Source organism: Streptoverticillium olivoreticuli subsp. olivoreticuli, from assembly GCF_003391135.1.
In the GTDB taxonomy this organism is placed as follows: domain Bacteria; phylum Actinomycetota; class Actinomycetes; order Streptomycetales; family Streptomycetaceae; genus Streptomyces; species Streptomyces blastmyceticus.
In genome coordinates, this window is record NZ_CP031455.1 from 5,055,391 (window position 1) to 5,082,093 (window position 26,703).

At 69.4% G+C, this 26,703-nt stretch carries 24 protein-coding genes, 2 tRNA genes and 1 pseudogene; 12 read left to right on the forward strand and 15 right to left on the reverse strand.

Going from position 1 to position 26,703, the window contains the following annotated elements:
• Positions 1 to 254 precede the first annotated feature (254 nt).
• Both DXZ73_RS22165 and DXZ73_RS22170 read right to left on the reverse strand, forming a co-directional pair.
• Positions 255 to 1,130: a rhomboid family intramembrane serine protease gene (locus tag DXZ73_RS22165; protein WP_116212832.1), complete on the reverse strand. Its 876-nt coding sequence runs from the start codon at positions 1,128 to 1,130 to the stop codon at positions 255 to 257.
• A 132-nt stretch (positions 1,131 to 1,262) separates the two neighbouring features.
• Positions 1,263 to 1,805, reverse strand: coding sequence for a peptidylprolyl isomerase (locus tag DXZ73_RS22170; RefSeq protein WP_116212833.1), 543 nt, complete (start codon positions 1,803 to 1,805; stop codon positions 1,263 to 1,265).
• A gap of 308 nt (positions 1,806 to 2,113) precedes the next feature.
• On the opposite strand from DXZ73_RS22170, the gene DXZ73_RS22175 reads away from it, so the two are divergent.
• A complete protein-coding gene (locus tag DXZ73_RS22175; RefSeq protein ID WP_116212834.1) occupies positions 2,114 to 2,773 on the forward strand; it encodes a DUF5324 family protein in 660 nt (219 codons plus the stop codon).
• 80 nt (positions 2,774 to 2,853) lie between these two features.
• On the opposite strand, the gene DXZ73_RS22180 is transcribed toward DXZ73_RS22175, so the two are convergent.
• Positions 2,854 to 2,926, reverse strand: a tRNA-Ala gene (locus tag DXZ73_RS22180).
• A gap of 118 nt (positions 2,927 to 3,044) precedes the next feature.
• On the opposite strand from DXZ73_RS22180, the gene DXZ73_RS22185 reads away from it, so the two are divergent.
• Both DXZ73_RS22185 and DXZ73_RS22190 read left to right on the forward strand, forming a co-directional pair.
• Complete coding sequence (locus DXZ73_RS22185) at positions 3,045 to 3,590, forward strand: helix-turn-helix domain-containing protein (RefSeq protein ID WP_116212835.1); 546 nt, start codon at positions 3,045 to 3,047, stop codon at positions 3,588 to 3,590.
• A 14-nt stretch (positions 3,591 to 3,604) separates the two neighbouring features.
• Positions 3,605 to 4,795 (forward strand): serine/threonine-protein kinase, encoded by a 1,191-nt coding sequence (locus DXZ73_RS22190; RefSeq protein ID WP_116212836.1) that lies wholly within the window; start codon positions 3,605 to 3,607, stop codon positions 4,793 to 4,795.
• 92 nt (positions 4,796 to 4,887) lie between these two features.
• On the opposite strand, the gene DXZ73_RS39540 is transcribed toward DXZ73_RS22190, so the two are convergent.
• The 10 genes from DXZ73_RS39540 to dnaA form a co-directional block, all read right to left on the reverse strand.
• A complete protein-coding gene (locus DXZ73_RS39540) occupies positions 4,888 to 5,022 on the reverse strand; it encodes a DLW-39 family protein (protein ID WP_003958712.1) in 135 nt (44 codons plus the stop codon).
• A gap of 180 nt (positions 5,023 to 5,202) precedes the next feature.
• A tRNA-Ile gene (locus tag DXZ73_RS22200) sits at positions 5,203 to 5,276 on the reverse strand.
• Positions 5,277 to 5,348: 72 nt separating this feature from the next.
• Positions 5,349 to 6,089 carry a DUF3566 domain-containing protein gene (locus DXZ73_RS22205; protein WP_162890285.1) on the reverse strand — a complete coding sequence of 247 codons (741 nt, stop codon included), beginning with the start codon at positions 6,087 to 6,089 and terminating at the stop codon, positions 5,349 to 5,351.
• A gap of 129 nt (positions 6,090 to 6,218) precedes the next feature.
• Positions 6,219 to 8,849 (reverse strand): DNA gyrase subunit A, encoded by a 2,631-nt coding sequence (gene gyrA, locus DXZ73_RS22210; protein WP_116212837.1) that lies wholly within the window; start codon positions 8,847 to 8,849, stop codon positions 6,219 to 6,221.
• Between the two features lie 51 nt (positions 8,850 to 8,900).
• Positions 8,901 to 10,943, reverse strand: a complete 2,043-nt coding sequence (gene gyrB / locus DXZ73_RS22215) for a DNA topoisomerase (ATP-hydrolyzing) subunit B (protein WP_116212838.1) — start codon at positions 10,941 to 10,943, stop codon at positions 8,901 to 8,903.
• Between the two features lie 364 nt (positions 10,944 to 11,307).
• Entirely contained in the window at positions 11,308 to 11,856 is a 549-nt protein-coding gene (locus DXZ73_RS22220; RefSeq protein ID WP_116212839.1) for a DUF721 domain-containing protein, read from the reverse strand.
• Positions 11,853 to 12,977, reverse strand: a complete 1,125-nt coding sequence (gene recF / locus DXZ73_RS22225) for a DNA replication/repair protein RecF (RefSeq protein WP_116212840.1) — start codon at positions 12,975 to 12,977, stop codon at positions 11,853 to 11,855. Before recF ends, DXZ73_RS22220 begins: the two co-directional genes overlap by 4 nt.
• Positions 12,978 to 13,020: 43 nt before the next feature.
• Positions 13,021 to 13,896, reverse strand: coding sequence for a phosphogluconate dehydrogenase (NAD(+)-dependent, decarboxylating) (gene gnd / locus DXZ73_RS22230; protein ID WP_116212841.1), 876 nt, complete (start codon positions 13,894 to 13,896; stop codon positions 13,021 to 13,023).
• Positions 13,897 to 14,158: 262 nt separating this feature from the next.
• Positions 14,159 to 15,289 (reverse strand): DNA polymerase III subunit beta, encoded by a 1,131-nt coding sequence (gene dnaN, locus DXZ73_RS22235; protein WP_116212842.1) that lies wholly within the window; start codon positions 15,287 to 15,289, stop codon positions 14,159 to 14,161.
• A gap of 949 nt (positions 15,290 to 16,238) precedes the next feature.
• Entirely contained in the window at positions 16,239 to 18,107 is a 1,869-nt protein-coding gene (gene dnaA / locus DXZ73_RS22245) for a chromosomal replication initiator protein DnaA (RefSeq protein WP_116212843.1), read from the reverse strand.
• A gap of 425 nt (positions 18,108 to 18,532) precedes the next feature.
• Here dnaA and rpmH point away from each other — a divergent pair, with 425 nt between their 5' ends.
• The 9 genes and pseudogenes from rpmH (at position 18,533) to DXZ73_RS22290 (ending at position 25,280) form a co-directional block, all read left to right on the forward strand.
• Positions 18,533 to 18,670 (forward strand): 50S ribosomal protein L34, encoded by a 138-nt coding sequence (rpmH, locus tag DXZ73_RS22250; protein ID WP_116212844.1) that lies wholly within the window; start codon positions 18,533 to 18,535, stop codon positions 18,668 to 18,670.
• A gap of 25 nt (positions 18,671 to 18,695) precedes the next feature.
• Positions 18,696 to 19,064, forward strand: a pseudogene (gene rnpA, locus DXZ73_RS22255) (ribonuclease P protein component); the annotation flags it as partial.
• Positions 19,065 to 19,126: 62 nt separating this feature from the next.
• On the forward strand, positions 19,127 to 19,444 hold the full coding sequence (yidD, locus tag DXZ73_RS22260; RefSeq protein ID WP_116212846.1) for a membrane protein insertion efficiency factor YidD: 318 nt from the start codon (positions 19,127 to 19,129) through the stop codon (positions 19,442 to 19,444).
• Between the two features lie 3 nt (positions 19,445 to 19,447).
• The gene (yidC, locus tag DXZ73_RS22265) at positions 19,448 to 20,551 is read left to right on the forward strand and encodes a membrane protein insertase YidC (RefSeq protein ID WP_116212847.1); all 1,104 of its coding nucleotides are present in this window, start codon (positions 19,448 to 19,450) and stop codon (positions 20,549 to 20,551) included.
• Between the two features lie 14 nt (positions 20,552 to 20,565).
• A complete protein-coding gene (locus tag DXZ73_RS22270; protein WP_240351438.1) occupies positions 20,566 to 21,087 on the forward strand; it encodes a protein jag in 522 nt (173 codons plus the stop codon).
• Positions 21,088 to 21,216: 129 nt separating this feature from the next.
• Positions 21,217 to 21,936 carry a 16S rRNA (guanine(527)-N(7))-methyltransferase RsmG gene (gene rsmG / locus DXZ73_RS22275; protein WP_116212849.1) on the forward strand — a complete coding sequence of 240 codons (720 nt, stop codon included), beginning with the start codon at positions 21,217 to 21,219 and terminating at the stop codon, positions 21,934 to 21,936.
• A 269-nt stretch (positions 21,937 to 22,205) separates the two neighbouring features.
• Positions 22,206 to 23,258, forward strand: coding sequence for a ParA family protein (locus tag DXZ73_RS22280; protein WP_116212850.1), 1,053 nt, complete (start codon positions 22,206 to 22,208; stop codon positions 23,256 to 23,258).
• Entirely contained in the window at positions 23,255 to 24,364 is a 1,110-nt protein-coding gene (locus DXZ73_RS22285) for a ParB/RepB/Spo0J family partition protein (protein ID WP_116212851.1), read from the forward strand. The genes DXZ73_RS22280 and DXZ73_RS22285 overlap by 4 nt, the downstream gene beginning before the upstream one ends.
• Positions 24,365 to 24,662: 298 nt before the next feature.
• The gene (locus tag DXZ73_RS22290; RefSeq protein WP_116212852.1) at positions 24,663 to 25,280 is read left to right on the forward strand and encodes a GNAT family N-acetyltransferase; all 618 of its coding nucleotides are present in this window, start codon (positions 24,663 to 24,665) and stop codon (positions 25,278 to 25,280) included.
• 80 nt (positions 25,281 to 25,360) lie between these two features.
• On the opposite strand, the gene trxA is transcribed toward DXZ73_RS22290, so the two are convergent.
• On the reverse strand, positions 25,361 to 25,690 hold the full coding sequence (gene trxA, locus DXZ73_RS22295) for a thioredoxin (RefSeq protein WP_116212853.1): 330 nt from the start codon (positions 25,688 to 25,690) through the stop codon (positions 25,361 to 25,363).
• Between the two features lie 41 nt (positions 25,691 to 25,731).
• Positions 25,732 to 26,700, reverse strand: coding sequence for a thioredoxin-disulfide reductase (gene trxB / locus DXZ73_RS22300; RefSeq protein ID WP_116212854.1), 969 nt, complete (start codon positions 26,698 to 26,700; stop codon positions 25,732 to 25,734).
• Positions 26,701 to 26,703: the final 3 nt, after the last annotated feature.

Here is a 26,703-nt window from a genome sequence, read left to right on the forward strand (position 1 = left end):
GTCAGCCTTCCCGGGAGTTATCCACAGCATCGTCCACAGTGGGGAAAAACTCAGAAGATCTGTGGATAACTTCCCCGGCATTGACACCGGTGTGACTGATCACCGGCGCGGTGTAGCACGCGTCACAGGGCCCCTTCCAGCGGAAACGCAGCTCTGTGCGATGCCGGACAGCTGTTCCCCACGGCGTGCACAAGATCTTGCACGCGCTGTGGACAACCCACCCCGCAAGGCGCCGCGGGCCTCCGTGGAAAAGATCACCCGGTGAGCTGAAGCGTCCGGACGACCACGGCCCCGGCGATCACCAGCAGCGCCAGCCCACAGGTCGCCCGCTGCACCAGCACCCGCTTGTCACGCGGCGCGTGCACCAGGCCGTACGCCACGGCGGTGCCCACCACCAGACCGCCGATGTGGGCCTGCCAGGCGATGTTGGCCCAGGCGAAGGTGAAGATCAGATTGAGCACCAGCAGCGCGATGACGGGGCGCATGTCGTAGTTGAGGCGCCGCATCAGCACCGCCGTCGCGCCCAGCAGGCCGAAGATCGCGCCGGAGGCGCCGAGCGAGGGCTGGGCCGGGTCGGCGACCACGAAGGTCAGCGCGGAGCCGCCGAGGCCCGCGAGCAGATAGAGCGCCAGATAGCGGGCGCGGCCGAGCGCCGCCTCCAGCGGGGGGCCGAGCCACCACAGCGAGAGCATGTTGAACGCGATGTGCATCGGCGCCTGGTGCAGGAACATCGAGGTCAGCAGGCGGTACCACTGGCCTTCCGCGACGCCCTCGACCGGACCGCCGAAGGTCAGCCGCGCCCTGCCGAACAGCTCCAGATCCTCCACGAGCCGGTCGCCCACGACCATCACCACGACCCACAGGGCCACATTGAGCCCGAGCAGGATCTTGGTCACCAGGCGGGGGTCGGAGGCGTGGACTCCGCCCGCGATCGTGCGCGGGGCACTGGCCCTAGGCGGCGGCGCGCCCCCGTCGGCACCCCCCGTGTGGCCGCCGACGCACTCCGGGCACTGGAAACCGACCGATGCGCTGACCATGCACTGCGGGCAGATCGGCCGCTCACAGCGGGTGCAGCGGATGCCTGTCTCCCGGTCGGGGTGCCGGTAGCAGCCGAGAGCCTGGTCGTTCATGCGTTCCCCTTGCGCCTGTCACGGGCGGGCCTGTCGGTGACGCGCGGCCCCGCCCGTCATACGGACGGGCAGGGCGCCGGGTTCCCGGAAGCCACGTCCCGGAAGGGTGAGGCCGCGCCTGGGAGGGTGACGTCAGGCCTTTTTGGCGGGGCGGGACTCCACGACGACCGACTCGATGACGACGTCGCTCACCGGACGCTCGGTGCGCGGGTTGATCTCCATGGCCGCGATGGCGTCCACGACCTTCTTGGAAGCCTCGTTGCTCACCTCGCCGAAGATCGTGTGCTTGCGGTTCAGCCACATGGTGGGCTCCACGGTGATGAAGAACTGCGAGCCGTTGGTGCCCGGGCCCGCGTTGGCCATGGCCAGCAGGTAGGGCTTGGCGAAGGCGAGGTCGGGGTGGAACTCGTCCGCGAAGGTGTAGCCCGGGCCGCCGGTGCCGTTGCCCAGCGGGTCGCCGCCCTGGATCATGAAGCCCTTGAGGACGCGGTGGAAGACCGTGCCGTCGTACAGCCTGTCCGTGGACTTCTGGCCGGTCCGCGGGTTGACCCACTCCCGCTCGCCCTTGGCGAGCTCGACGAAGTTCCGCACCGTCTTGGGCGCGTGGTCCGGCAGCAGCCGGATCTCGATGTCGCCCTGGTTGGTCTTCAGGGTGGCGTACAGCTGCTCGGCCACGTTCTACCTTCCGTAAGTCTTCGCCGGACGGCTACCGATCCTTGCACGGACGGCTTCGCGTCGAGTAGCGGGCAAACGCCCGCGCGCGGCGCGAAATCGTGGCATTGTCGATCGAAGCTCTTCGTAATCCGCTGATGCCCTCTTAGTGCCCTTTGATGCCTACGGGTGTTCACCGGTGTGCTCGCGCCGGAGCGCCTCCCCTGATGACCCGGATGCCCGTCCGCACGTGCCGGACCGCCCACCGGCAGGCATGATTTTCCACTGGGTGGAAAGGCGACAAAACACACGCCACCGAGGAGGAGGTTCTCGTGACCCGCAAAGACAGCGTGCTCGCCGCGGCCGACACGGCGAGGGACAGCGTGCGGCACGCCGCGGAAGTGGTGGCGCCTTACGCCGGCACGGCCAAGGACGCCGCCGTGCACTATGCGCACGAAACCCGCGCCCGTCTCGCTCCCAAGGTCTCGGCCGCCGCTCAACAGGCGCGCAGCAGCGCCGGGGAGCAGTACTACGCGCACCTGGCCCCGCGGCTGGAGCACGTCCGCGACTCCCTGCCCCCGAAGGTCGACCAGGCCGCCGCCCGCGCCCGCGCCGCCGCCGAGCCCGTGCGCGACGAGGCCGTCGCCCGGGGCGCCGCGGCGCTGGCCGCGCTGCGCGGCCAGGTGTCCGCCGCGGACATCGAGAAGCTGGTGGCCAAGCGCGACCGCCGCTGCCGCACGGGCCGGGTCGCCAAGCGCTTCGTCCTGCTGGGGCTGCTGGCGGGAGGCGCGTACGCCGCCTGGAAGTGGTGGGACAAGCAGGCCAACCCGGACTGGCTGGTCGAGCCGCCGGCCCCCACCGAGGTCTCCGACCGCGCCCGTCTGACCTCGGTGGACGGCAGCGGGGGCCCGCTCGACCCCGAGGTCCAGGCCAAGCAGGACCGGGAAGACCTGGCGGAGGACAGCGTCGAGGAGCGCGACGACCGGCTCTGACCTGCGCCGACGCGGGCCGGGAACGAAAAAGGCCGCGAGGCGGGAGACCGATGGGTCTCCCGCCTCGCGGCTGTTTCCTGTGGAGCCTAGGAGAGTCGAACTCCTGACATCCGCCATGCAAAGACGGCGCTCTACCAACTGAGCTAAGGCCCCTTCGCCGATCAGGATACCCGGTGGCGGCCCCCTTTCCCGACCGGGTATCGCCGCGACCCACCACTCTCCGTAGGATGCACCGCAAGATTCGCGGCAGCGAAGCGAAGGGGAGAGCGAGATGGACGCAGCACAGCAGGAAGCCACCGCCCGCGCACGGGAGCTCCAGCGGAGCTGGTACGGAGAGCCCCTGGGGGCGCTGTTCCGCCGTCTCATCGACGATCTCGGCCTCAACCAGGCCCGTCTCGCCTCCGTTCTCGGCCTGTCCGCGCCCATGCTCTCCCAGCTGATGAGCGGTCAGCGGGCGAAAATCGGCAACCCGGCGGTGGTACAGCGGGTGCAGGCGCTCCAGGAGCTCTCCAGCCAGGTCGCCGACGGCAGCGTGAGCGCCGCCGAGGCCGCCGACCGGATGGAGGAGGTCAAGAAGAGCTCGGGCGGCTCGGTCCTCAACTCCACCCAGACCACGGCCAGCAGCGGCGCCCCGACCGTGCGGCGCGTGGTGCGCGAGATCCAGTCGCTGCTGCGCTCGGTGGCCGGCGCGGGCGACATCATCGACGCCGCGCAGACCCTCGCCTCCACCCACCCCGAACTGGCCGAGTTCCTGCGGGTGTACGGCGCCGGGCGGACCGCCGAGGCGGTCGCCCACTACGAGGCGCACCAGAGCTGACCGCCGCGCACGCGATGGGTGAGGTCTTCGCGGGGCGGTACGAGCTGGTCGACCCGATCGGGCGGGGCGGGGTGGGGGCCGTCTGGCGGGCCTGGGACCACCGCAGGCGGCGCTATGTGGCGGCGAAGGTGCTTCAGCAGAGCGACGCCCACACCCTGCTGAGGTTCGTCCGCGAACAGGGTCTGCGCATCGACCACCCCCATGTGCTGGCTCCGATGAGCTGGGCCGCGGACGACGACAAGGTGCTGTTCACCATGGACGTGGTGCGCGGCGGCTCGCTGGCCCATCTCATCGGCGACTACGGCCCATTACCGCCGTATTTCGTGTGCGTCGTGCTCGATCAGTTGCTGTCGGGCCTGTCGGCGGTCCATACGGAGGGTGTGGTGCACCGGGACATCAAGCCCGCCAACATCCTTTTGGAGGCGACCGGTACGGGCCGCCCCCATGTCCGGCTGTCCGACTTCGGGATCGCCATGCGCAAGGGCGAGCCGAGGCTGACGGACACCAACTACGTGATGGGGACGCCCGGTTATTTCGCCCCCGAGCAAATGCTGGGCGACGACCCCGACTTCCCGGCTGACCTTTTCGCCGTCGGGCTGATGGCCCTCTACCTCCTCACCGGCCGCAAACCCGACGCGGAAGCACTGGTGCGGCGGTTCCTGGAGCACGGCACCCCGAACGCGCCGGAAGACGTACCGGAACCGCTCTGGCAGGTGCTCGCGAACCTGCTGCAGCCAGACCCGTGCATGCGGTTCCGTACGGCCACGGGCGCGCGGAAGGCCCTGGCCGAGGCCGTGGAGCTGATGGACGGGCCCGGGCCCGGCGAGGAGCCGATCGAGGTCTTCGACCATCTGGGGCCCCTGCCACCGGGGTTCGGCCCCGAAGGACCCGAGCCGCGCCGGGCCCCCGAGGCGCCCGGCACCCCCGCTACGCCCCTGCTGCCGCCCGGCCATGCGCCGGGAACACCCCCCGAACCGCCCTTCACGCCCTCCTCCGGCGTCACGCGCCGCCCCGCGCCCACGGCTGCCCCCGCCGTACCGCCGGTGCCTCCCGTGCCCGTACATCCGCCCGTACGGCCGCCCGCCACGCGCCCGCACCGGTCGTCCCGGACGATCGGGCCGCCACCTGCGAAGGTCGCCGTGCCGGTGCTGATCCTGGCGCTGCTCTGCCTCGCGGTGGGCATCTGGGCGCTGACCGCGGGCTGATTCACGTTCGCAATCATTTTATTTACGAAAGCAAACACAACAGGGCCCCGGCCGCGTCGGCGGCCGGGGCCCTGCGTCAGGACTCTGTTGTCTTACACACCCGAACCTGCGGGCACGGAGTCGGTCGCCTCCGTCCACAGGTCCTGCTCGGCGCGATCCGCCTGGATCTGGCGGTACACGAGGAGCCCGCCGATGGCGGCCAGTGCGACCAGGAGGAGCTTCTTCACCGCGCGACCTCGTCTTTCCTTGACGTAAGGGGACCTCTGGTGGCCGATGATACACACCGGCCGATACCGATCGGTGACCTGTGCCGGGTCCACTTCTCACACCCGGTGCGGCCCAACTCCCCCACCACGGAAAACAGATCGGCCCGGGCGGAGAATTCTCCGTCCGGGCCGATCGTGCGGTGGGGCTAACAGGACTTGAACCTGTGGCCTCTTCCTTATCAGGGAAGCGCTCTAACCGTCTGAGCTATAGCCCCGCGCGACACCGAAAGATTAGCGCACTTGGGGCCCAGTCCCAAAATCGTCCGGGCCCCCGGTGCCGACCGCCGTTATTCGTCCTCGGCGAGCGTCAGCTCGACACCGCCGACGAAGCCCGCCGACAGGTTGTAGACAAAGGCCCCCAGGGTCGCCAGCGCGGTCGCCAGCACCACGTCGATCACGGCGATGACCGTCGTGAAGATGAGGACGTTCGGGAGGGACAGGAAGGACTGGAGGTCGAAGCCGCCGCCCTCGCTGGAGGTGGCGTCGCTGATCGTGCCGCCCACGGTCGAGAAGACGCCCATGGCGTCCATGACCGTCCACAGCACCGCGGCCGCCACGATCGTGCACACGCCCAGCGCGATGGACAGCAGAAAGCTGACCTTCATCACCGACCACGGGTCGGCCTTGGCCACCCGCAGCCGCGCCGTGCGCGTACGCGGCGCCGGGCGGGCCGCCGCGGGGGCCGGAGCCGCCGGGCGCGGCACCCGCGGCCGCTGCTCCTCCGAGGCCCGCTGGGCGGGCGGACGGCCCTTGGCGGGGCCGCCGGAGGCCGGGGCGCCCTTGGCGGCCGACGGCTCCTCGGCGGGGGCCGCGGAGGCCTTCCCGGCCGGCTCCTCGGAGGCACCGGGCCTGGCCTTCGCCACGTCCTCGGCGGCCGCCTGCTTCTTGGGCTCCTTGGCGGGCTTCGCCGCCCGCTCGGCCTTCGAGCCCTTGGAGCTCGTGGAACCGGAACCCGAAGCGGAACCCTCCGCCGGCGGCTCGTACGCCTTCGGCGGGTGGTAGGGCTTCGGGTCGCGGGTGTCCGTCACAGTCCCCCCTTTGGAGTCGGCGCCGGGCGTACCGGAGCCACGGGCGCCTGTCTTCTCTGCGGCAGGGGCGGCGGTGCTGGGTTCGGCACCCGCACCGCTTGCCGCGGCGCCCGTGGCTCGACTCACGACTTACTCCTCGGTGTCCTCGGCCGGGGGCTCCGCGCCCTCGGTCGTCTGGGGGCCGTCGCCCTCGGCTGCGTCGGCCAACTCCTCGACCTCTTCAGCCTCGCGACCGGCCTCGGCGTTGCGCGCGATACCCACGACGGCGTCACGCTTGCCCAAGTTGATCAGCTGAACGCCCATGGTGTCACGGCCTGTCTCCCGCACCTCGTTGACCCGGGTGCGGATCACACCACCGCTGAGAGTGATGGCGAGGATCTCGTCGGTCTCCTCGACCACCAGGGCGCCGACCAGCGAACCACGATCCTCCACGATCTTGGCTGCCTTGATACCGAGGCCACCACGGCCCTGGACGCGGTACTCGTCGACGTTCGTCCGCTTCGCGTACCCACCGTCGGTGGCGGTGAAGACGTACGTACCGGCCCGGACCACGTTCATCGAGAGCAGCTCGTCGCCCTCGCGGAAGCTCATGCCCTTGACGCCCGAGGTCGCGCGGCCCATGGGGCGGAGAGCTTCATCCGTTGCGGTGAACCGGATCGACTGGGCCTTCTTGCTGACCAGCAGCAGGTCGTCCTCGGCGGACACCAGCTCGGCACCGATCAGCTCGTCCTCCGCGCCGCTCTCCGTCTCCCGGAGGTTGATGGCGATGACACCGCCCGAACGGGGCGAGTCGTAGTCCTTCAGCGGAGTCTTCTTCACCAGACCGGACTTGGTGGCGAGCACCAGGTAGGGCGCCGCCTCGTAGTCGCGGATGGCGAGGATCTGGGCGATCTTCTCGTCCGGCTGGAAGGCCAGCAGGTTCGCCACGTGCTGGCCGCGGGCGTCCCGGCCGGCGTCGGGGAGCTCGTACGCCTTGGCGCGGTAGACCCGGCCCTTGTTGGTGAAGAACAGCAGCCAGTGGTGCGTGGTCGAGACGAAGAAGTGGTCGACGATGTCGTCCTGCTTCAGCTTGGTGCCCCGGACGCCCTTGCCGCCGCGCTTCTGCGAGCGGTAGTCCTCGGTCTTGGTGCGCTTGACGTAACCACCGTTGGTGATGGTGACGACGATGTCCTCCTCGGCGATCAGGTCCTCGATGGACATGTCACCGTCGAAGGGGATCAGCTTGGAGCGCCGGTCGTCGCCGAACTTGTCGACGATCGCGGTCAGTTCCTCGCTGATGATCATCCGCTGCCGCTCGGGCGAGGCGAGGATCGCGTTGTACTCGTTGATCTTCGCCTGGAGCTCGTCGTGCTCGGCGGTGATCTTCTGGTGCTCCAGGGCCGCCAGGCGGCGCAGCTGCATCTCCAGGATCGCGTTGGCCTGGATCTCGTCGATCGCCAGCAGGCCCATCAGGCCCTCGCGCGCGATCTCGACGGTGTCGCTGCGCCGGATCAGCGCGATGACCTCGTCGATGGCGTTGAGCGCCTTGAGGAGGCCGCGCAGGATGTGGGCGCGCTCCTCGGCCTTGCGCAGCCGGAAGCGGGTGCGCCGGACGATGACCTCGACCTGGTGGGTCACCCAGTTGCGGATGAAGGCGTCGATCGAGAGCGTGCGCGGCACCCCGTCGACGAGCGCCAGCATGTTCGCGCCGAAGTTCGTCTGGAGGTCGGTGTGCTTGTAGAGGTTGTTGAGCACCACCTTGGCGACGGCGTCGCGCTTGAGCACGACCACCAGGCGCTGGCCCGTACGGGAGGAGGTCTCGTCGCGGACGTCGGCGATGCCGCCGACCTTGCCGTCCTTCACCAGGTCGGCGATCTTCTGCGCGAGGTTGTCCGGGTTGACCTGGTAGGGCAGCTCGGTGACCACCAGGCACTGGCGGTTCTGGATCTCCTCGACCGCGACGACCGCGCGCATGGTGATCGAGCCGCGGCCGGTGCGGTAGGCCTCCTCGATGCCCTTGCGGCCCACCACGAGGGCGCCGGTCGGGAAGTCGGGGCCCTTGATCCGCTCGATCAGCGCCTCGAGGAGCTCCTCGTGGGTCGCCTCGGGGTTGGCCAGGAACCACTGGGCACCCTCGGCGACCTCGCGGAGGTTGTGCGGCGGGATGTTGGTGGCCATGCCGACCGCGATGCCCGCCGAACCGTTGATCAGCAGGTTCGGGAAGCGCGCCGGAAGGACCGTCGGCTCCTGGTTGCGGCCGTCGTAGTTGTCCTGGAAGTCGACGGTCTCCTCGTCGATGTCCCGGAGCATCTCCATGGACAGCGGCATCATCTTGCACTCGGTGTACCGCATGGCGGCGGCCGGGTCGTTGCCCGGGGAACCGAAGTTGCCGTTGGAGTCCACCAGCGGCATCCGCATCGACCAGTGCTGGGCGAGGCGGACGAGCGCGTCGTAGATCGAGGCGTCACCGTGCGGGTGGTACGTACCCATGACGTCACCGACGACGCGGGCGCACTTGTAGAAGCCCTTCTCGGGGCGGTAGCCGCCGTCGTACATCGCGTAGAGCACGCGGCGGTGCACCGGCTTGAGGCCGTCCCGCACGTCCGGGAGCGCACGCGAGACGATGACGCTCATCGCGTAGTCGAGGTACGAGCGCTGCATCTCGGTCTCGAGCCCGACGGGCTCGACGCGCATCCCGACGCCCTCCAGGGGGGCGGGGGCGCCCTCGGGCGTCACCTCGGGCACGGGGGCGGTGGGAGTCTCAGGGGTCTCGTCGGCCATTGCTGTTCAAAGTCCTTTCGCGCTGCGGCTGTTTCTCGTGGGCCGACAGGCTCAGATGTCGAGGAAGCGGACGTCCTTGGCGTTGCGCTGGATGAAGGAGCGCCGTGCCTCGACGTCCTCGCCCATGAGCACCGAGAACAGGTCGTCCGCCTGCGCGGCGTCGTCCAGGGTGACCTGGCCGAGCACACGGTGGTCGACGTCCATGGTGGTGACGCGCAGCTCCTCGGCGTTCATCTCGCCGAGACCCTTGAAGCGCTGGACCGAGTCGTCCTTGATCCGCTTGCCGTTCTCCCGGCCGAGCTGGATCAGCGCGTCGCGCTCGCGGTCGGAGTAGGCGTACTCGAAGTCGTCCCGACCCCACTTGATCTTGTACAGCGGGGGGCGGGAGAGGTAGACGTGCCCGGCCTCGACCAGCGGCCGCATGAAGCGGAACAGGAAGGTGAGCAGCAGGGTGTTGATGTGCTGACCGTCGACGTCGGCGTCCGCCATCAGGATGATCTTGTGATAGCGGAGCTTGGCGATGTCGAAGTCCTCGTGCACACCGGTGCCGAAGGCCGAGATCAGGGCCTGGACCTCGGTGTTCTGGAGGATCTTGTCGATCCGCGCCTTCTCGACGTTGAGGATCTTGCCGCGGATCGGGAGGATCGCCTGGTACTGCGGGTTGCGGCCGGACTTGGCCGAGCCGCCGGCGGAGTCACCCTCGACGATGAAGATCTCGCACTTGGTCGGGTCGTTGGACTGGCAGTCGCTGAGCTTGCCCGGCAGCGACGCCGACTCCAGCAGGCCCTTGCGGCGGGTGAGGTCGCGGGCCTTGCGGGCCGCCACGCGCGCCGTCGCCGCCTGGATGGACTTGCGGATGATGTCCGCGGCCTCGTTGGGGTTGCGGTCCAGCCAGTCCGTCAGGTGCTCGTGGACGACCTTCTGGACGAAGGTCTTCGCCTCGGTGTTGCCGAGCTTCGTCTTCGTCTGGCCCTCGAACTGCGGCTCGCCGAGCTTGACGGAGATGATCGCGGTCAGACCCTCGCGGATGTCCTCGCCCGTGAGGTTGTCGTCCTTCTCGCGGAGCAGCTTCTTGTCGCGGGCGTACCGGTTGATCAGACCGGTCAGCGCGGCGCGGAAGCCCTCTTCGTGCGTGCCGCCCTCGTGGGTGTGGATGGTGTTGGCGAAGCTGTAGACACTCTCGCTGTACTGGCTGTTCCACTGCATCGCGATCTCGACCGAGAGCATGCGCTCCTTGTCCTCGGCCTCGACGCCGATGACGGTCGGGTGGATCAGCTCGCCCTTGCGGGAGTTGAGGTACTTCACGAAGTCGACGATGCCGCCCTCGTAGTGGTAGCTCACGGTGAGGGGCTTGCCCTCCTCGTCGACGTGGTCGGCGCGGAGGTCCGTCAGCGAGATGCGCAGTCCCTTGTTGAGGAACGCCATCTCCTGGAAGCGCCGCGAGAGCGTCTCGAAGGAGTACTCGGTGGTCTCGAAGATGTCGCCGTCGGCCCAGAAGGTGACGGAGGTTCCGGACTCGTCGGTCGCCTCGTTCTTCTGGAGCGGGGCCGTGGGGGCGCCGAGCTTGTAGTCCTGGGTCCAGCGGTAGCCGTCGGTCTTGACCTCGACCGCGACGCGCGTGGACAGGGCGTTGACGACGGAGACGCCGACACCGTGCAGACCGCCGGAGACCGCGTAGCCGCCGCCGCCGAACTTGCCGCCCGCGTGCAGCACGGTCAGCACGACCTCGACGGCGGGCTTGCCCTCGGAGGGGACGATGCCCACCGGGATGCCACGGCCGTTGTCGATCACGCGCACGCCGCCGTCGCGCAGGATCGTCACATCGATGGTGTCCGCGTGCCCGGCCAGGGCCTCGTCGACGGAGTTGTCCACGACCTCGTACACCAAGTGGTGCAGGCCACGCTCACCGGTCGAGCCGATGTACATGCCGGGCCGCTTGCGGACCGCGTCCAGACCTTCCAGAACGGTGATCGCACTGGCGTCGTACGACGTCTCACCTGCGGGGGAGCCCATGGGGGCCTCCCCGCTCGTGGAAGGGATGTTCTCGTTGGGGTTGCCGGAATCGGCCACGAAGCGCCCTTTCTGGCACAGCACAGGCCTTCCCCTGCCTACGGCGGGGAGACCCCACCCGGGGCAGGCAGGAGCGGCTGCGTCGTTCTGCGTTGGTCGACGTGTCCCGCGAACCGGCGGGATTGTCACCAGTCTACCGGTAGCACTGACATGAATGGGGGTTTGGCGGTGCCTGAGTCCTCACGTGCCGCCCTGAACCGGCATCAGCCGACTCCCTATATGTGGGCCCGGCCCTCAGGAGGCTCACAGCGGCACTCAGCGCTTCGGGCTGTCAACCGCCCGCTACGGTGAGCGGAGTCCCGGCCCCCGGCCGTCGCGCGGCGCCCGCACGCCGTGAGCGCGACGGGTGCCGCCGGAGCCCCGGCGGACGTCAGCGCGACGCACCGGATCACCCGTAGGTGTCGCCCGGCCCGGTGCTCCCGGGGGCGCGCAGCGGTCCGTACCGGCGGTTCGGACCGCCCGGCCCCAGCACCTTGATCACCTTCACGGTGCCCTGCCCCAGATCGGCGTTCAGCCGGGCCACCAACTGCGGCGCCAGCAGCCGCAGCTGCGTCGCCCACGCCGTCGAGTCGCACTGCACGGTCAGCACCCGGGCGTCCTCGTCGTACTTCTGCGGCTCGCAGTGCAGCGCGACGTCCGGCCCCACCATCTGCGGCCAGCGGCCCATCACCCCGCCCACCGCGGCGGGCGCCTCCCAGCCGCGCTCGGTGATCAGGCGGTTGATCGCGGCGCCCAGCGGCAGCGGGTCCCGGCCGTCGGCCCGCGCGCCGGAGCGCAGACCGCCGCGGCGCGCCTGCTTCTTCTGCTGCGCGGCGTTGCCCCGTGCCCGCGCCTGCTCCTTCGCGGCGCGCAGCGCCACCCGCGCCAGGTCCACTCCGGACGGCTCGGGGGCCTTCGGCCGTTCGGGGGGATCCGGGGTCTTCTGGCCGTGGGTCATACGCGCTCGACCGTGCCTTCCGTGACCGCGTACCGCGCGCCGACCAGCACGCCCGGCACATCGTCGTCCACCGCCGCCGTCACCAGCACCTGCTCGCCCGGCGCCACCAGCTCCGCCAGCCGCTCCCTGCGGCGGGCGTCCAGCTCGGCGAAGACGTCGTCGAGCACGAGCACCGGCTCGTTGCCCTCGGAGCGCAGCAGGTCGTACGAGGCCAGGCGCAGCGCCAGCGCGTACGACCAGGACTCGCCGTGGCTGGCGTACCCCTTGGCGGGCAGCCGGCCGAGGTTGAGCAGCAGCTCGTCGCGGTGCGGGCCGACCAGCGTCACGCCGCGCTCGATCTCCTGCTTGCGGACCTCCGCGAGCGCGGTGATCAGCGCCTCGTACAGCTCCTCGCGGGTGTGGGCGCCCTCGATGGCTGCGGGGCCGCGGTACTCGAACGCGACCGGGCCGCCGCCGGGCGCCAGCTGCTCGTACGCCTTGTCGGCCAGCGGCCGGAGCACGGCGATCAGGTCGAGGCGCTGCGCCAGCAGCTCGGCGCCGGCGCGGGCCAGGTGCTGGTCCCAGATGTCGAGGGTGGAGAGGTCCAGGCCGCGGCCGCCGTGGCGGCGGGCCATGGCGGCGCTCTTGAGCAGGGTGTTGCGCTGCTTGAGTACGCGGTCGTAGTCGGAGCGCACGCCCGCCATGCGGGGGGAGCGCGCGGTGACCAGCTCGTCCAGGAAGCGGCGGCGCTCGCCCGGGTCGCCCTTGACCAACGCCAGGTCCTCGGGGGCGAACAGCACCGTGCGGACGATGCCGAGCACGTCGCGGGGCCGGACCTGCGAGGAGCGGTTGATCCTGGCCCGGTTCGCCCGGCCCGGGTTGAGCTCCAGCTCGATCAGCTGCTGGCGCTCGTCCTGGACGACGGCGGCCCGGATGATCGCGCGGTCCGCGCCCATCCGCACCAGCGGAGCGTCCGAGGAGACCCGGTGGCTGCCGAGGGTCGCCAGATAGCCGACCGCCTCGACGAGGTTGGTCTTGCCCTGGCCGTTGGGCCCCACGAAGGCCGTGACGCCCGGGTCGAGCGGGACCTCGACCCGGGCGTACGAGCGGAAGTCGGCCAGCGACAGATGCGATACGTGCATGGGGTGGCGCCGACCTCTCCCGGCTACTGCTTCCTGCTGCTTCTTACTTGTTCTCGACCGCGTGGCCGCCGAACTGGTTGCGCAGCGCGGCGATCATCTTCATCTGCGGGGAGTCGTCCTGACGGGACGCGAAGCGGGCGAACAGCGACGCGGTGATCGCGGGCAGCGGCACCGCGTTGTCGATCGCCGCCTCGACCGTCCAGCGGCCCTCGCCGGAGTCCGCGGCGTAGCCCCGCAGCTTGTCCAGGTGCTCGTCGTCGTCCAGGGCGTTGACGGCCAGGTCGAGCAGCCAGGAGCGGATGACCGTGCCCTCCTGCCAGCTGCGGAAGACCTCGCGCACGTCGGTGACGGAGTCGACCTTCTCCAGGAGCTCCCAGCCCTCGGCGTACGCCTGCATCATGGCGTACTCGATGCCGTTGTGGACCATCTTGGCGAAGTGGCCGGCGCCGACCTTGCCCGCGTGGACGGAGCCGAAGTCGCCCTCGGGCTTGAGCGCGTCGAAGATCGGCTGGACCCGCGCGACGTTCGCGGCGTCGCCGCCGTACATCAGGGCGTAGCCGTTCTCCAGGCCCCAGACGCCGCCGGAGACACCGCAGTCCACGAAGCCGATGCCCTTGGCGGCGAGCTCCTCGGCGTGCTTCTCGTCGTCCGTCCAGCGGCTGTTCCCGCCGTCGACGACGATGTCGCCGGGGGAGAGCAGCTCGCCCAGCTCGTCGATGGTGGACTGGGTCGCGGCGCCGGCCGGGACCATGACCCAGACGACGCGGGGACCCTCAAGGGAATCCACAAGCTCCTTGAGGCTGTGGACATCCCCGAGATCCGGATTGCGGTCGTACCCGATGACGGTGTGGCCCGCGCGGCGAATGCGCTCGCGCATGTTGCCGCCCATCTTGCCGAGACCGATGAGACCGAGCTCCATGGGTGATCCTCTATGCCTTGATTGCGTGACGTCCGGGTCCGAGCCTACGCCCGACGGTCCGCGCACACCTGTGGGCTCGGGCGCTCAACAGTCGAGTGGGCCGGCTGTGGACAGCCGGCCCACTCGTACTGAGGGTTTCCGCAGGTCAGCGCGAGGGCGCGCGACGGATCAGCCGGACAGGCGCACCGGCATACTGCGACCTTGCGAGGGACGACCCTCGCGCTCCCAGCCGCGGCCGCCGGGGCCGGGAGTGCGCGACGGATCAGCCGGACAGGCGCACCGGCATGATCAGGTACTTGTAGGCGTCGTCCGCCTCCGCGTCCACCGCGGGCTTGCCGCTGAGCAGCGCCGGCTTCGTGGAGGTGGTGAAGGACAGCTGGGCGACCGGGGAGTCGATCGCGGAGAGACCCTCGAGCAGGAAGCCCGGGTTGAAGGCGATCGAGATGTCGTCGCCGTCGAGCTGGGCGTCGACCCGCTCCACAGCCTGTGCGTCGTCGCTGGAACCGGCCTCCAGGATCAGCACGCCCTGCTCGAAGCTCAGCCGCACCGGGGTGTTCCGCTCGGCGACGAGCGCCACGCGCTTGACGGCCTCCACGAAGGGGGCGGTCTCGATCACGGCGACGGAGTTGAACTCGGTCGGGAAGAGCGTGCGGTACTTCGGGAGGTCGCCCTCCAGCAGGCGCGTGGTCGTACGCCGACCGGCGCCCTCGAAGCCGATGAGGCCCTCGCCCGCGCCGGAGCCGGCCAGGGCGATGGAGACGGTGTCGCCGCCGCTGAGGGACTTCGCCGTGTCCAGCAGCGTCTTGGCGGGCACCAGGGCGACCGCGGAGATGTCCGGGGTCTCGGGCTTCCACATGAACTCGCGGACGGCGAAGCGGTAGCGGTCGGTGGAGGCCAGGGTGACGGTGTCGCCCTCGATCTCGATCCGGACACCCGTGAGCACCGGCAGCGTGTCGTCGCGGCCGGCGGCGATGGCGACCTGGGCGGCGGCCGCGGCGAAGACCTCGCCGGGGACGGTGCCCGTGGCGGTCGGCATCTGCGGCAGCGCCGGGTATTCCTCCACAGGAAGGGTGTGGAGTGTGAATCGCGAGGAGCCGCAGACGACGGTGACGCGCACACCGTCGGTGGAGATCTCCACAGGCCTGTTGGGAAGTGCGCGGCAGATGTCGGCGAGCAGGCGACCGGAGACGAGGACGGTGCCGTCCTCCTCCACATCCGCGTCGACCGACACGCGGGCCGAGACCTCGTAGTCGAAGCCGGAGAGGCTCAGGGAGCCCTCCTCCGCCTTCAGCAGCAGGCCCGCGAGGACGGGCACCGGCGGACGGGCCGGGAGGCTGCGGGCCGCCCAGGCCACTGCCTCCGCGAGTACATCGCGCTCCACCCGGATCTTCACCGGAACCGCCTCCTGCTTGTTGCTGGCTCGCCCTGCTGGCTACGTCGTCGGCCGATTTGCCGGAGACCAGTCTGACGCACGCCGCTGACAGTCGGTGCGCCTCGGGGTCAAGTCAGGTCGGAGGGCGTGGCGCGGCCCGCGGCCGAGTTGTGCACAGGGCCCACTTCGAATCGAGTTCCCCGGTAGATCTCTGTGGTCGTAGTAGTAGGGCCTGTGGAAACGGTGGAAAACTGCCTTTGCCCAGGTCAGACCGGATTTTTTGTCCACCGGGCCTGTGGGTGGGGGCGGTGGAAAAGCGGGGTGGTCTGTGGACCGCGGAAAGTTCTGCACACCCCGTGCACAGGCGGGGGGTACTTCTCCCCAGCGCCGTCCCCAGTTTTACCCAGGTTCCCCACAGCCCAACCCGGCAACTTCGTGTGACGCCTTTCACTCGGTGCGGTGAGTCGGGGTGTTTCGTTACCGAACAGTGGACAGGGGTGTGGAAAGGCTGTGTACAACATCCACTTCCCTGTGGGCGGCCGGTGGACAACCGCGAGGGGGCCTTGTGGGTGAATCCGTCGTCCACAGGCTGTGGAACATCGTCGGCCACAAATCCACACCCCGCTGACCTCCCCTGATGGCCTATCAACAGCCTCCGCTGTGGACAGCGTCTGGACAACTTCGCGATCCCCAGGGTGTGGACAGCCGGTCGGCCGGAAATCTGTGGAGAACCGGCGTCCGAGACTCCGTATTCGAACAGGGGTGGGGACGCGTGGCCGCTCCGGAGGGGCCACGAAGCTCTTCCGGCACCGTTCCGAGGCCCGTCCGAGGTGCTCCACAGGTGCTCCGCAGCCGATTCCGGGACTGCTCAAGAGGCGCTGAGAATCGCTCTCGGGGAACGGCCGAGGGCGCCTCGGGAGGCTCCCGAGGCGCCCTCAGTGGTGCGTGAGCGGCCCGCAGAGGCCGTCCGTCAGCCGTTCTTGATGCGGTTCGTCAGCTCGGTCACCTGGTTGTAGATCGAGCGCCGCTCGGCCATCAGCGCGCGGATCTTCCGGTCCGCGTGCATCACCGTCGTGTGGTCACGGCCGCCGAACTGCGCGCCGATCTTCGGCAGCGACAGGTCCGTGAGCTCCCGGCAGAGGTACATCGCGATCTGCCGGGCCGTCACCAGCACCCGGCTGCGCGAGGCTCCGCACAGATCCTCGACCGTGTGCCCGAAGTAGTCGGCGGTCGCCGCCATGATGGCGGGCGCGGTGATCTCCGGCGAGGCGTCCTCGCCGCCCGGGATCAGGTCCTTGAGGACGATCTCGGTGAGCCCGAGGTCGACCGGCTGCCGGTTGAGGCTGGCGAAGGCGGTGACCCGGATCAGCGCCCCCTCCAGCTCGCGGATGTTCCGCGAGATGCGGGAGGCGATGAACTCCAGGACCTCCGGCGGGGCGTTCAGCTGCTCCTGGACCGCCTTCTTCCGGAGGATCGCGATGCGCGTCTCCAGCTCCGGCGGCTGCACGTCCGTGATCAGACCCCACTCGAAGCGGTTGCGCAGCCGGTCCTCCAGGGTGACCAGCTGCTTGGGCGGCCGGTCCGAGGACAGCACGATCTGCTTGTTGGCGTTGTGGAGCGTGTTGAACGTGTGGAAGAACTCCTCCTGCGTCGACTCCTTGCTCGCGAGGAACTGGATGTCGTCGACCAGCAGGATGTCCATGTCGCGGTAGCGCTTGCGGAACGCGTCCGCCTTGCCGTCGCGGATGGAGTTGATGAACTCGTTCGTGAACTCCTCGGAGCTCACGTAGCGCACGCGCGTCCCCGGGTAGAGGCTGCGCGCGTAGTGCCCGATGGCGTGCAGCAGGTGGGTCTTGCCCAGCCCCGACTCGCCGTAGATGAACAGGGGGTTGTACGCCTTGGCCGGCGCCTCGGCGACGGCCACCGCGGCCGCGTGGGCGAAGCGATTGGACGCGCCGATGACGAAGGTGTCGAAGAGGTACTTCGGGTTCAGCCGGGCGGTCGGCTCGCCGGCACCCGCCGAGGACGCGGGCTTCGACGAGAGCGGCCCGGACGCGGACGGTCCGCCCTGGCCGCCCCGGGCGTGGCTCTCGGGCAGCTCACGCCGCTGCGGCGGCTCGTAGGGCAGTCGCTCGGGCTGCTGGGAGCGGTAGTCCTGCTGCTGCTCGTACGGAGCGTGCTGCTGGCCGTTGTGCGAGGCGTACGGATCGCGCTCGCCGTCCTGGAAGCCGCCGAGGCGCGGCTGCTGCCAGCCGTAGTCGCCGCGGTCGGGCGCGGACGGCCCCTGGTGGCGCGGCCAGGCACCGGGCTCGGCGCGGGGCTGCTGGTAGTCGGGGTACGCGGGCCGTACGGACGGCAGCTCGTCGGCGGGCGCCTGGCGGCCGTAGCTCTCCCGGCCGTCGTAGCCGCCGTGGCTGTCGTAGCTCTCATAGGTGTCGCGTGCGTCACGGTTCTCGTACGCGTCGCGGCCCTGGCCGCCGGTGTGCGGGCCCGTGGGCTCCTCGTAACGCGACTGCTGCTGGGGGGCCTGCTGCCGTTCGGGGGGCGGCTCGCCCGCGGAGTCGTCGACGGTGATCGCGATCCGGATGGGGCGGCCGCACTCGCGGCTCAGGGTCTCGCTGACGATGGGCGCGAGGCGGCCCTCGAGCACGCCCTTGGCGAATTCGTTGGGCACGGCGAGCAGCGCGGTGTCGGCGACCAGCGCGAGGGGCTGGCACCGCTTGATCCAGTGCTCGTCCTTGCCCTCGACGCCCTGGCCGCCCGGGCCCCGGCCCTCGCCCAGGAGCTGTTCGAGCACGCGCGGCCACACTGCGGCAAGATCGGCAGGCAGGTCAGCCACAGGGCACGCTCTCTCAGTCAGCGGGGGGCGCCCTTGAGTCCCACGAATGTGTGGTTCTCGGGACGGGCGGGAAGTATTCAGAGTTCAGCCACGGTAGTCAGGCCGAGGTGTGCGGTTCAAGTCGTTGTCCACAGGGTGTGTACAAATGTGCCATGAGGTGAGGCGTGGCACCTCCCCTGCCTGTGGGAGGCTACGGTGTATCCCTGGTGCACTGCCGGTTTGACCGAATGGCGTAGCCGCGCGTACCGTGACCAGGTCGAGTTGTCGATGGCTGCTGCCGCCTGCCTCCGATGGGCAACGGCCGCGTTCCGCAAGGATCGCGGTCATGAAGCGGTGCACTCGGGCGTATTGCGAGCTTCTCGTGGGCGCACGGTGACAGCCAGGCGATGTCCCGCCATCACACGATTCATTTCTGGAGCCCCCGAGTGAGCAAGCGCACCTTCCAGCCGAACAACCGTCGTCGCGCGAAGACCCACGGTTTCCGCCTGCGCATGCGCACCCGTGCCGGCCGCGCGATCCTCGCGTCCCGCCGTGGCAAGGGTCGCGCAACGCTGTCGGCCTGACCAGCCTGACGGCAAGGTCCATGACGTGCTGCCTTCCAAGTCTCGACTGAGGCGGCGCGAGGACTTTGCGACCGCGGTTCGCCGAGGGCGCCGGGCCGGCCGCCCGCTCCTCGTCGTCCACCTACGTACCGGTACCACGGACCCGCACACGCCTGGGGAGACTGCTCCCCCGGCGCGTGCGGGTTTCGTCGTGAGCAAGGCCGTCGGCATCGCCGTCGTGCGCAATCTGGTGAAGCGAAGACTGCGCCACCTCATGCGTGAACGGCTGGATCTGCTGCCCGCCGGTAGCCTGGTGGTGGTACGGGCCCTGCCCGGCGCGGGCGAGGCGGACCACGATCAGCTGGCCCGCGACCTCGACACCGCACTGCAGCGGCTGCTGGGAGGGGCGCCGCGCTGTTCCGGTCCCCCCGGGGAGACCCCCCGGAACCCCGGCCGAGGCCCGGGAGGGAGCGCACAGTGAAGTATCCGCTGCTGTGGTTGATCAAGCTCTACCAGTGGACCATCAGCCCACTCCTGGGCCCGGTCTGCAAGTACTACCCGTCGTGCTCGCATTACGGCTACACAGCCATTGACCGGCACGGCGCGGTCAAAGGAACGGCGCTGACGGCCTGGCGCATCCTGCGCTGCAACCCGTGGTCGCTCGGTGGCGTCGACCACGTCCCTCCCCGGAAGCGTCCGGTCTGGCACCAGCGGCTGAGGAGCCGACTGGGTGGGCATCCCGCCGTGGGGCCTGCCGCACAGCCCGAGACTCAGCCCAACGCCCAAGGAGCCTGATTCGTGGACACGATCCTCGGTCCTCTCTATACCGCTGTTTCCTGGATCATCGTCCAGTTCCACTCGTTCTACAGTCTGATCTTCGACAAGGACAGTGGCGCGGCGTGGGGTCTGTCCATCGTCTCGCTGGTGGTACTGATCCGTATCTGCCTGATCCCGCTCTTCGTGAAGCAGATCAAGGCCACGCGGAACATGCAGGCGCTCCAGCCGAAGATGAAGGCGATCCAGGAGCGCTACAAGAGCGACAAGCAGCGCCAGTCCGAAGAGATGATGAAGCTCTACAAGGAGACGGGCACCAACCCGCTCTCGAGCTGTCTTCCGATTCTGGCCCAGTCGCCCTTCTTCATCTCGCTGTACCAGGTCCTGAACCACATCGCTCAGGGCAAGGTCGTCGGTGTCATCAACACGGACCTGCTGAACAGCGCGCGCAAGGCGCACATCTTCGGTGCCCCGCTGTCCGTGAAGTTCATGGACAACGCGTCCAAGGTCGAGGCGCTGGGCGCCACGCTGACCGACGTCCGGGTCGTCACGGTCATCATGATCGTCCTGATGTCGCTGTCGCAGTTCTACACCCAGCGCCAGCTGATGACGAAGAACGTCGACCTCACGGTGAAGACGCCGTTCATGCAGCAGCAGAAGATGCTGATGTACGTCTTCCCGATCATGTTCGCCGTCTTCGGCATCAACTTCCCGGTAGGTGTCCTCGTCTACTGGCTGACCACCAACGTGTGGACCCTGGGTCAGCAGATGTTCGTCATCCGCCGCAACCCGACCCCGGGCAGCATCGCCTTCACGCAGCGCCAGGAGCGGCTGCGGGCCAAGGGCAAGCTCAAGGAGGACCCGGCGGAGGTCGAGGCGAAGAAGGCCGCCGAGGTCGCCCGTGCCAACCGGCAGCAGCCCAAGCGGCAGCCGAAGGCCAAGCGCCAGCTCGCGAGCACCCCGCAGGCCGACCAGTCCTCCGGCGCCGAGGAGAAGAAGTCCTCGCCCTCGCTGGAGAAGCAGGAGCCCGGGGACGCCAAGCCCAAGCAGGGCGGCGGTTCCTCCCGCACCGCCAAGTCCGGGCAGCGCAAGGGCCCGCAGCGACCCAAGCACCCGTCCAAGAAGTAATGAAGGAGTCCACCGTGACGGACACGCAGCGTCAGACCAGTGAGGCCGCCGCCGAGGGCACCGACACCCTGTCCCGCCTGGAGCAGGAGGGCGAGATCGCGGCCGACTACCTCGAGGGTCTGCTGGACATCGCCGACCTCGACGGCGACATCGACATGGATGTCGAGGCCGACCGCGCTGCCGTGTCGATCATCAGCGACTCGACCAGCCGCGATCTCCAGAAGCTGGTCGGCCGCGACGGCGAGGTGCTGGAGGCGCTCCAGGAGCTCACCCGGCTGGCGGTGAACCGGGAGACCGGTGACCGCAGCCGCCTCATGCTCGACATCGCGGGCTTCCGGGCCCGCAAGCGCGAGGAGCTGGCGCAGGTGGGCGCCAAGGCGGCGGAAGAGGCCAGGAGCACCGGCCAGGCCGTCAAGCTCGACCCGATGACGCCCTTCGAGCGCAAGGTCGTCCATGACGCGGTGGCCGCCGCGGGGCTGCGCAGCGAGTCCGAGGGCGAAGAGCCTCAGCGCCGAGTGATCGTCCTCCCGGCCTGATCTTTACCCTTCTATATCCCACTTCCAGGTGGGTACGGCCCCGTCTGCTCGCAGGCGGGGCCGATCCTTGTCAGCCTGATATTCAGACTCTGACGCTCAGAGAGACGTCGTACGGAAGGACGGTTCCCCGTGGAAGAGGCAGCGGAGCTCCCCCCGCCACCCCCGGAGGCGCGGGCGGTCTTCGGCGACCGCCTGCCAGAGGCCATCCGGTACGCGGAACTGCTCGCGGACGCGGGCGTGCGGCGCGGCCTGATCGGTCCCCGTGAGGTGCCGAGGCTCTGGGAGCGCCACCTGCTGAACTGCGCCGTGCTCTCCGAGGCGGTGCCCGACGGCGTCTCGGTGTGCGACGTGGGCTCCGGCGCCGGCCTCCCCGGCATCCCGCTGGCCCTGGTGCGCCCCGACCTCCAGATCACCCTGCTGGAGCCGCTGCTGCGGCGCACGACCTTCCTCCAGGAGGTCGTGGAGCTGCTGGGCCTGGACCATGTGACGGTCGTCCGCGGCCGCGCCGAGGAGATGCTCGGCAAGGTGCAGCCCGTCCATGTGGTGACGGCCCGCGCGGTGGCCCCGCTGGACCGCCTCGCCGGCTGGGGCGTGCCGCTCCTGCGTCCGTACGGGGAGATGCTCGCCCTCAAGGGCGACACGGCCGAGGAGGAGCTCAAGGGGGCCCGCGCCGCGCTGAGCAAGCTCGGCGTCGTCCGCACCTCGGTGCTCCAGGTCGGCGAGGGCGTGGTGGACCCGCTGTCCACCGTGGTCCGGGTCGAGGTCGGCGAGAGCCCCGGCGGTGTGCGCTTCGCGGCGAAGCGGGCCAAGGCGGCCCGGGTCGGCAGGGCCACGCGCCGCAGGCGCTGAGCCCCGACGGCCCGTCGTCCGGCAGCTTGGCCGTGCTCCATACAAGCTGCCAAAACTACCCATTACGGAGTGTCGTGACCCTGTAGCGGAGCGTCCGGTGCATCGTGTTTCACGTGAAACGTCGCTCCTTGCTGCTGGGAATCATCGGTCGTGGTCGCATGGAGGATGCTCCGCGCGGCCATCGGACGCCCGAAGGCCCAGGTTCATCCACAGGCGCAGTGGATTCATCCACAGGAGAACGGGCCTCGCTGGTTCACGACCCCGAAAGCATGGCAGGCTCTGTTCATTGCGAGCCTGATGTCGAGGAGAGTGAATCCTTGCGGTCCGACGCCAATATCGCGGGGCCGATGGCCGACCCGGTCCCCGGTCCCCGTCCTGCCGACACCGATCCAGGGGCCGATCCCGGTCCCCTGGCCGCCGGTGAGGCCGTTTCACGTGAAACGCCGTCGCCCCCGATGCCCCGGCCGGACCAGACCCGGGTGATGGTGGTCGCCAACCAGAAGGGCGGGGTGGGCAAGACCACCACGACCGTGAACCTGGCGGCATCGCTGGCGCTGCACGGCAACCGCGTGCTCGTCATCGACCTGGATCCCCAGGGCAACGCCTCGACGGCGCTGGGCATCGACCACCACGCCGATGTCCCGTCGATCTACGACGTCCTGATCGACAGCCGGAAGCTCTCCGACGTGGTGCAGCCGGTGCGCGACGTCGAGGGGCTGTTCTGCGCCCCGGCCACCATCGACCTGGCGGGCGCCGAGATCGAGCTGGTCTCGCTCGTGGCCCGTGAGAGCCGGCTGGACCGGGCGATCCAGGCCTACGAGCAGCCGCTGGACTACATCCTCATCGACTGCCCGCCCTCGCTCGGTCTGCTGACGGTCAACGCGCTGGTCGCCGGTGCCGAGGTGCTGATCCCCATCCAGTGCGAGTACTACGCGCTGGAGGGCCTGGGCCAGCTCCTGCGCAACGTGGAGCTGGTGAAGGGGCATCTCAACCCCAAGCTCCATGTGTCGACGATCCTGCTGACGATGTACGACGGCCGGACCCGGCTGGCCTCCCAGGTGGCCGACGAGGTCCGCACCCACTTCGGCCATGAGGTGCTGCGCACGAGCATCCCCCGGTCGGTGCGTATCTCCGAGGCGCCCAGCTATGGGCAGACCGTTCTCACCTATGACCCGGGTTCCAGCGGGGCGCTGTCCTATCTGGAGGCGGCCCGGGAGATCGCGCTGCGGGGGATCGGCGTGCGATACGACGGCAGTAAGGCCCACATGGTGGGCCGTCAACCACAGCAGGACCAGCACAGCATGTCGGAGGGGCTTCAGTGAGCGAGCGACGTAGAGGACTGGGCCGTGGGCTCGGTGCGCTGATTCCGGCGGCACCGAAGACCCCGGACAGCGCGGTGCCGGCCGTGGGGCACGGCGCGACGTCGCCGACCGCGGTGCCGGTGCTGACGGCCGAGCGCACCATGACCGCGCCGAGGGTGACCTCCCTGTCCGTGGAGGACGTCGCCGTTTCACGTGAAACGGGAGCGGTGCCGTCCACGGTGGCCGAGCCCGTGGAGGAGGGGACCGCGGCCGGGGCCCACTTCGCCGAGCTGCCGCTGGACTCCATCACGCCCAACCCCCGTCAGCCCCGCGAGGTGTTCGACGAGGACGCCCTGGCCGAGCTGGTCACCTCCATCCGCGAGGTCGGACTGCTCCAGCCGGTGGTCGTACGGCAGCTGGCTCCCGAGCGCTACGAGCTCATCATGGGCGAGCGGCGCTGGCGGGCCTGCCGCGAGGCCGGGCTGGAGAAGATCCCGTCCATCATCCGGGCGACCGACGACGAGAAGCTGCTCCTCGACGCGCTGCTGGAGAATCTGCACCGCGCCCAGCTGAACCCCCTCGAGGAGGCGGCCGCCTACGACCAGCTGCTCAAGGACTTCCACTGCACCCATGACGAGCTGGCGGACCGGATCGGGCGATCGCGGCCTCAGGTCTCCAATACGCTGCGGCTGCTGAAGCTTTCGCCGGCGGTGCAGCGCAGGGTCGCGGCGGGTGTGCTCTCCGCCGGTCATGCCCGTGCGCTGCTGTCGATCGACGACTCCGAGGAGCAGGACCGCCTCGCCACCCGCATCGTGGCCGAGGGCCTGTCGGTGCGTGCGGTGGAGGAGATCGTCACCCTGATCAAGCCGGGCAACCGGAGCTCCGCGAAGGCCAAGGGGCCGCGTGCCGGCGCCCGGGTCTCCCCGGCGCTCAACAGCCTGGCCTCGAGGCTGTCGGACCGCTTCGAGACCAGGGTGAAGGTCGACCTCGGGCAGAAGAAGGGCAAGATCGTCGTCGAGTTCGCCTCGATGGAGGATCTGGAGCGGATTCTCGGCACGCTCGCCCCCGGTGAGGGCCGTGTGCTGGAGCAGAAGCTCTCCGCCCAGGAAGAGGCGGGCGCGGAGTAGGCGTCGGTAGACGATGACTTCGGGCGGGTTGTGTTTCACGTGGAACACAACCCGCCCTTTGCCTTCCTCCGCTTTTCGCTCAATCGCCGCCCGGATACGATGCGTTGGGTATGGCGCATCCACGTTGGACACAGTTCACGGAGGGCGAGTCCATGCGAACGGTGAGCCGGACCGGACTGGTGGCAACGGGCCTTGGCCTGGGAGCAGTCGGCGGATTCGTCGGCAGTCTTCTCAGGGAGCGCAGCGCGCTGAGCGCCGCCCGGGGTGTGGCACGCGACGGAAATGAGGATTTGGCTCCATGGGGCGTCGGCTCGTACCGCTCACGCTGGACAACCTCCCGGATCTTCCCGCGCGCTGTCGTGCCTGTGTCTTCTGGGAGTTGGACCCCGTCAGTGGTGAAGCCGCGCTGAAGGCGGGCCGCCCGGAGCTGGAGAAGGAGGCCTGGATCTCGGCCGTCCTGCTGGAGTGGGGATCCTGTGGCCGGGTGGTGTACGTCGACGAGGTGCCGGTGGGCTTTGTGCTCTACGCTCCGCCCGCCTATGTCCCTCGCTCGGCGACGTTCTCCACGAGCCCTGTCGCTGCGGACGCCGTGCAGTTGATGACCGCGTGGCTGGCACCGGCCTATCAGGGCCAGGGGCTGGGGCGGGCGATGGTGCAGACCGTCGCCAAGGATGTCCTCCGGCGAGGCTTCAAGGCGATCGAGGCGTTCGGCGATGCCCATTGGAAGGAGCCGGCGTGTGTGCTTCCCGCCGATCACCTGCTGGCAGTGGGCTTCAAGACCGTACGGCCCCACCCCCGCTACCCCCGGCTGCGGCTGGAACTGCGTACGGCGCTCTCCTGGAAGGAAGACGTCGAGCTGGCACTGGACCGGTTGCTCGGCGCGGTACAGAAGGAGCCCGCTCTCCGGCCGCTGTAGGCGGTTCCCTCCGGCTGACATGCGAACGGGCCCGCCCCTTGAAAGGGGCGGGCCCGTTTCACGTGAAACAGAGCTGCTGCTTACTTGGCGGAGATGAACTCGGCCAGGTCGCGCTCGATGGCGGCCTTGGGCTTGGCACCGACGATGGTCTTGACGACCTCGCCACCCTGGTAGACGTTCAGCGTCGGGATCGACATGACGCCGTACTTGGCGGCGGTCGTCGGGTTCTGGTCGATGTTCAGCTTGACGATCTCGATCTGGTCGCCGTACTCGGCGGAGATCGCCTCCAGGGAGGGGGCGATCTGGCGGCACGGGCCGCACCACTCGGCCCAGAAGTCCACCAGGACGGGCTTGTCGCTCTTGAGGACGTCCTCATCGAAGGACGTGTCGGTTACGGCCTTGAGAGCCACGGAGGTCTCCTTACATCTTCTACGGGGTGGGGGGTGGGGTTTCAGGCGGTCTTCTCGGGCTCCCGGACGCTCTCGCCGTCCGCGAGGAACGCGAGGTAGCGCTCGGCGTCGAGAGCGGAGGAGCAGCCGGTACCGGCGGCGGTGATCGCCTGGCGGTAGGTGTGGTCCACGACGTCACCGGCGGCGAACACACCGGTCAGGTTGGTGCGCGTGGAGGGGGCGTCGACCTTGAGGTAGCCCTCGTCGTCCAGGTCCAGCTGGCCCTTGAACAGCTCGGTGCGCGGGTCGTGGCCGATCGCGATGAACAGGCCGGTCACGGGCAGCTCGGAGGTCTCACCGGTCTTGAGGTTGCGGAGAGTCAGACCGGAGAGCTTGTTCTCGCCGTGGATCTCGGCGACCTCGCTGTCCCAGACGAAGGAGATCTTCGGGTCCGCGAAGGCGCGCTCCTGCATGGCCTTGCTGGCGCGCAGGCTGTCACGACGGTGCACGACGGTGACGGACTTCGCGAACCGCGAGAGGAAGGTGGCCTCCTCCATCGCGGTGTCGCCGCCGCCGATCACGGCGATGTCCTGGTCCTTGAAGAAGAAGCCGTCACAGGTGGCGCACCAGGAGACACCGCGGCCGGACAGCTCGTCCTCACGCGGCAGCCCGAGCTTGCGGTGCTGGGAGCCGGTCGTGACGATGACGGCCTTGGCGCGGTGGACGGTGCCGGCGGAGTCCGTGACGGTCTTGATCTCGTCGCTCAGGTCGACCGCGATGACGTCGTCCGGGATCAGCTCGGCGCCGAAGCGCTCGGCCTGGGCCCGCATGTTGTCCATCAGGTCGGGGCCCATGATCCCCTCGCGGAAGCCGGGGAAGTTCTCCACGTCGGTGGTGTTCATCAGCGCACCGCCGGCGGTCACGGCGCCCTCGAAGACCAGCGGCTTCAGGGAGGCACGGGCGGTGTAGAGCGCGGCGGTGTAACCCGCGGGCCCGGAACCGATGATGATCACGTTGCGGACGTCGCTCACGGG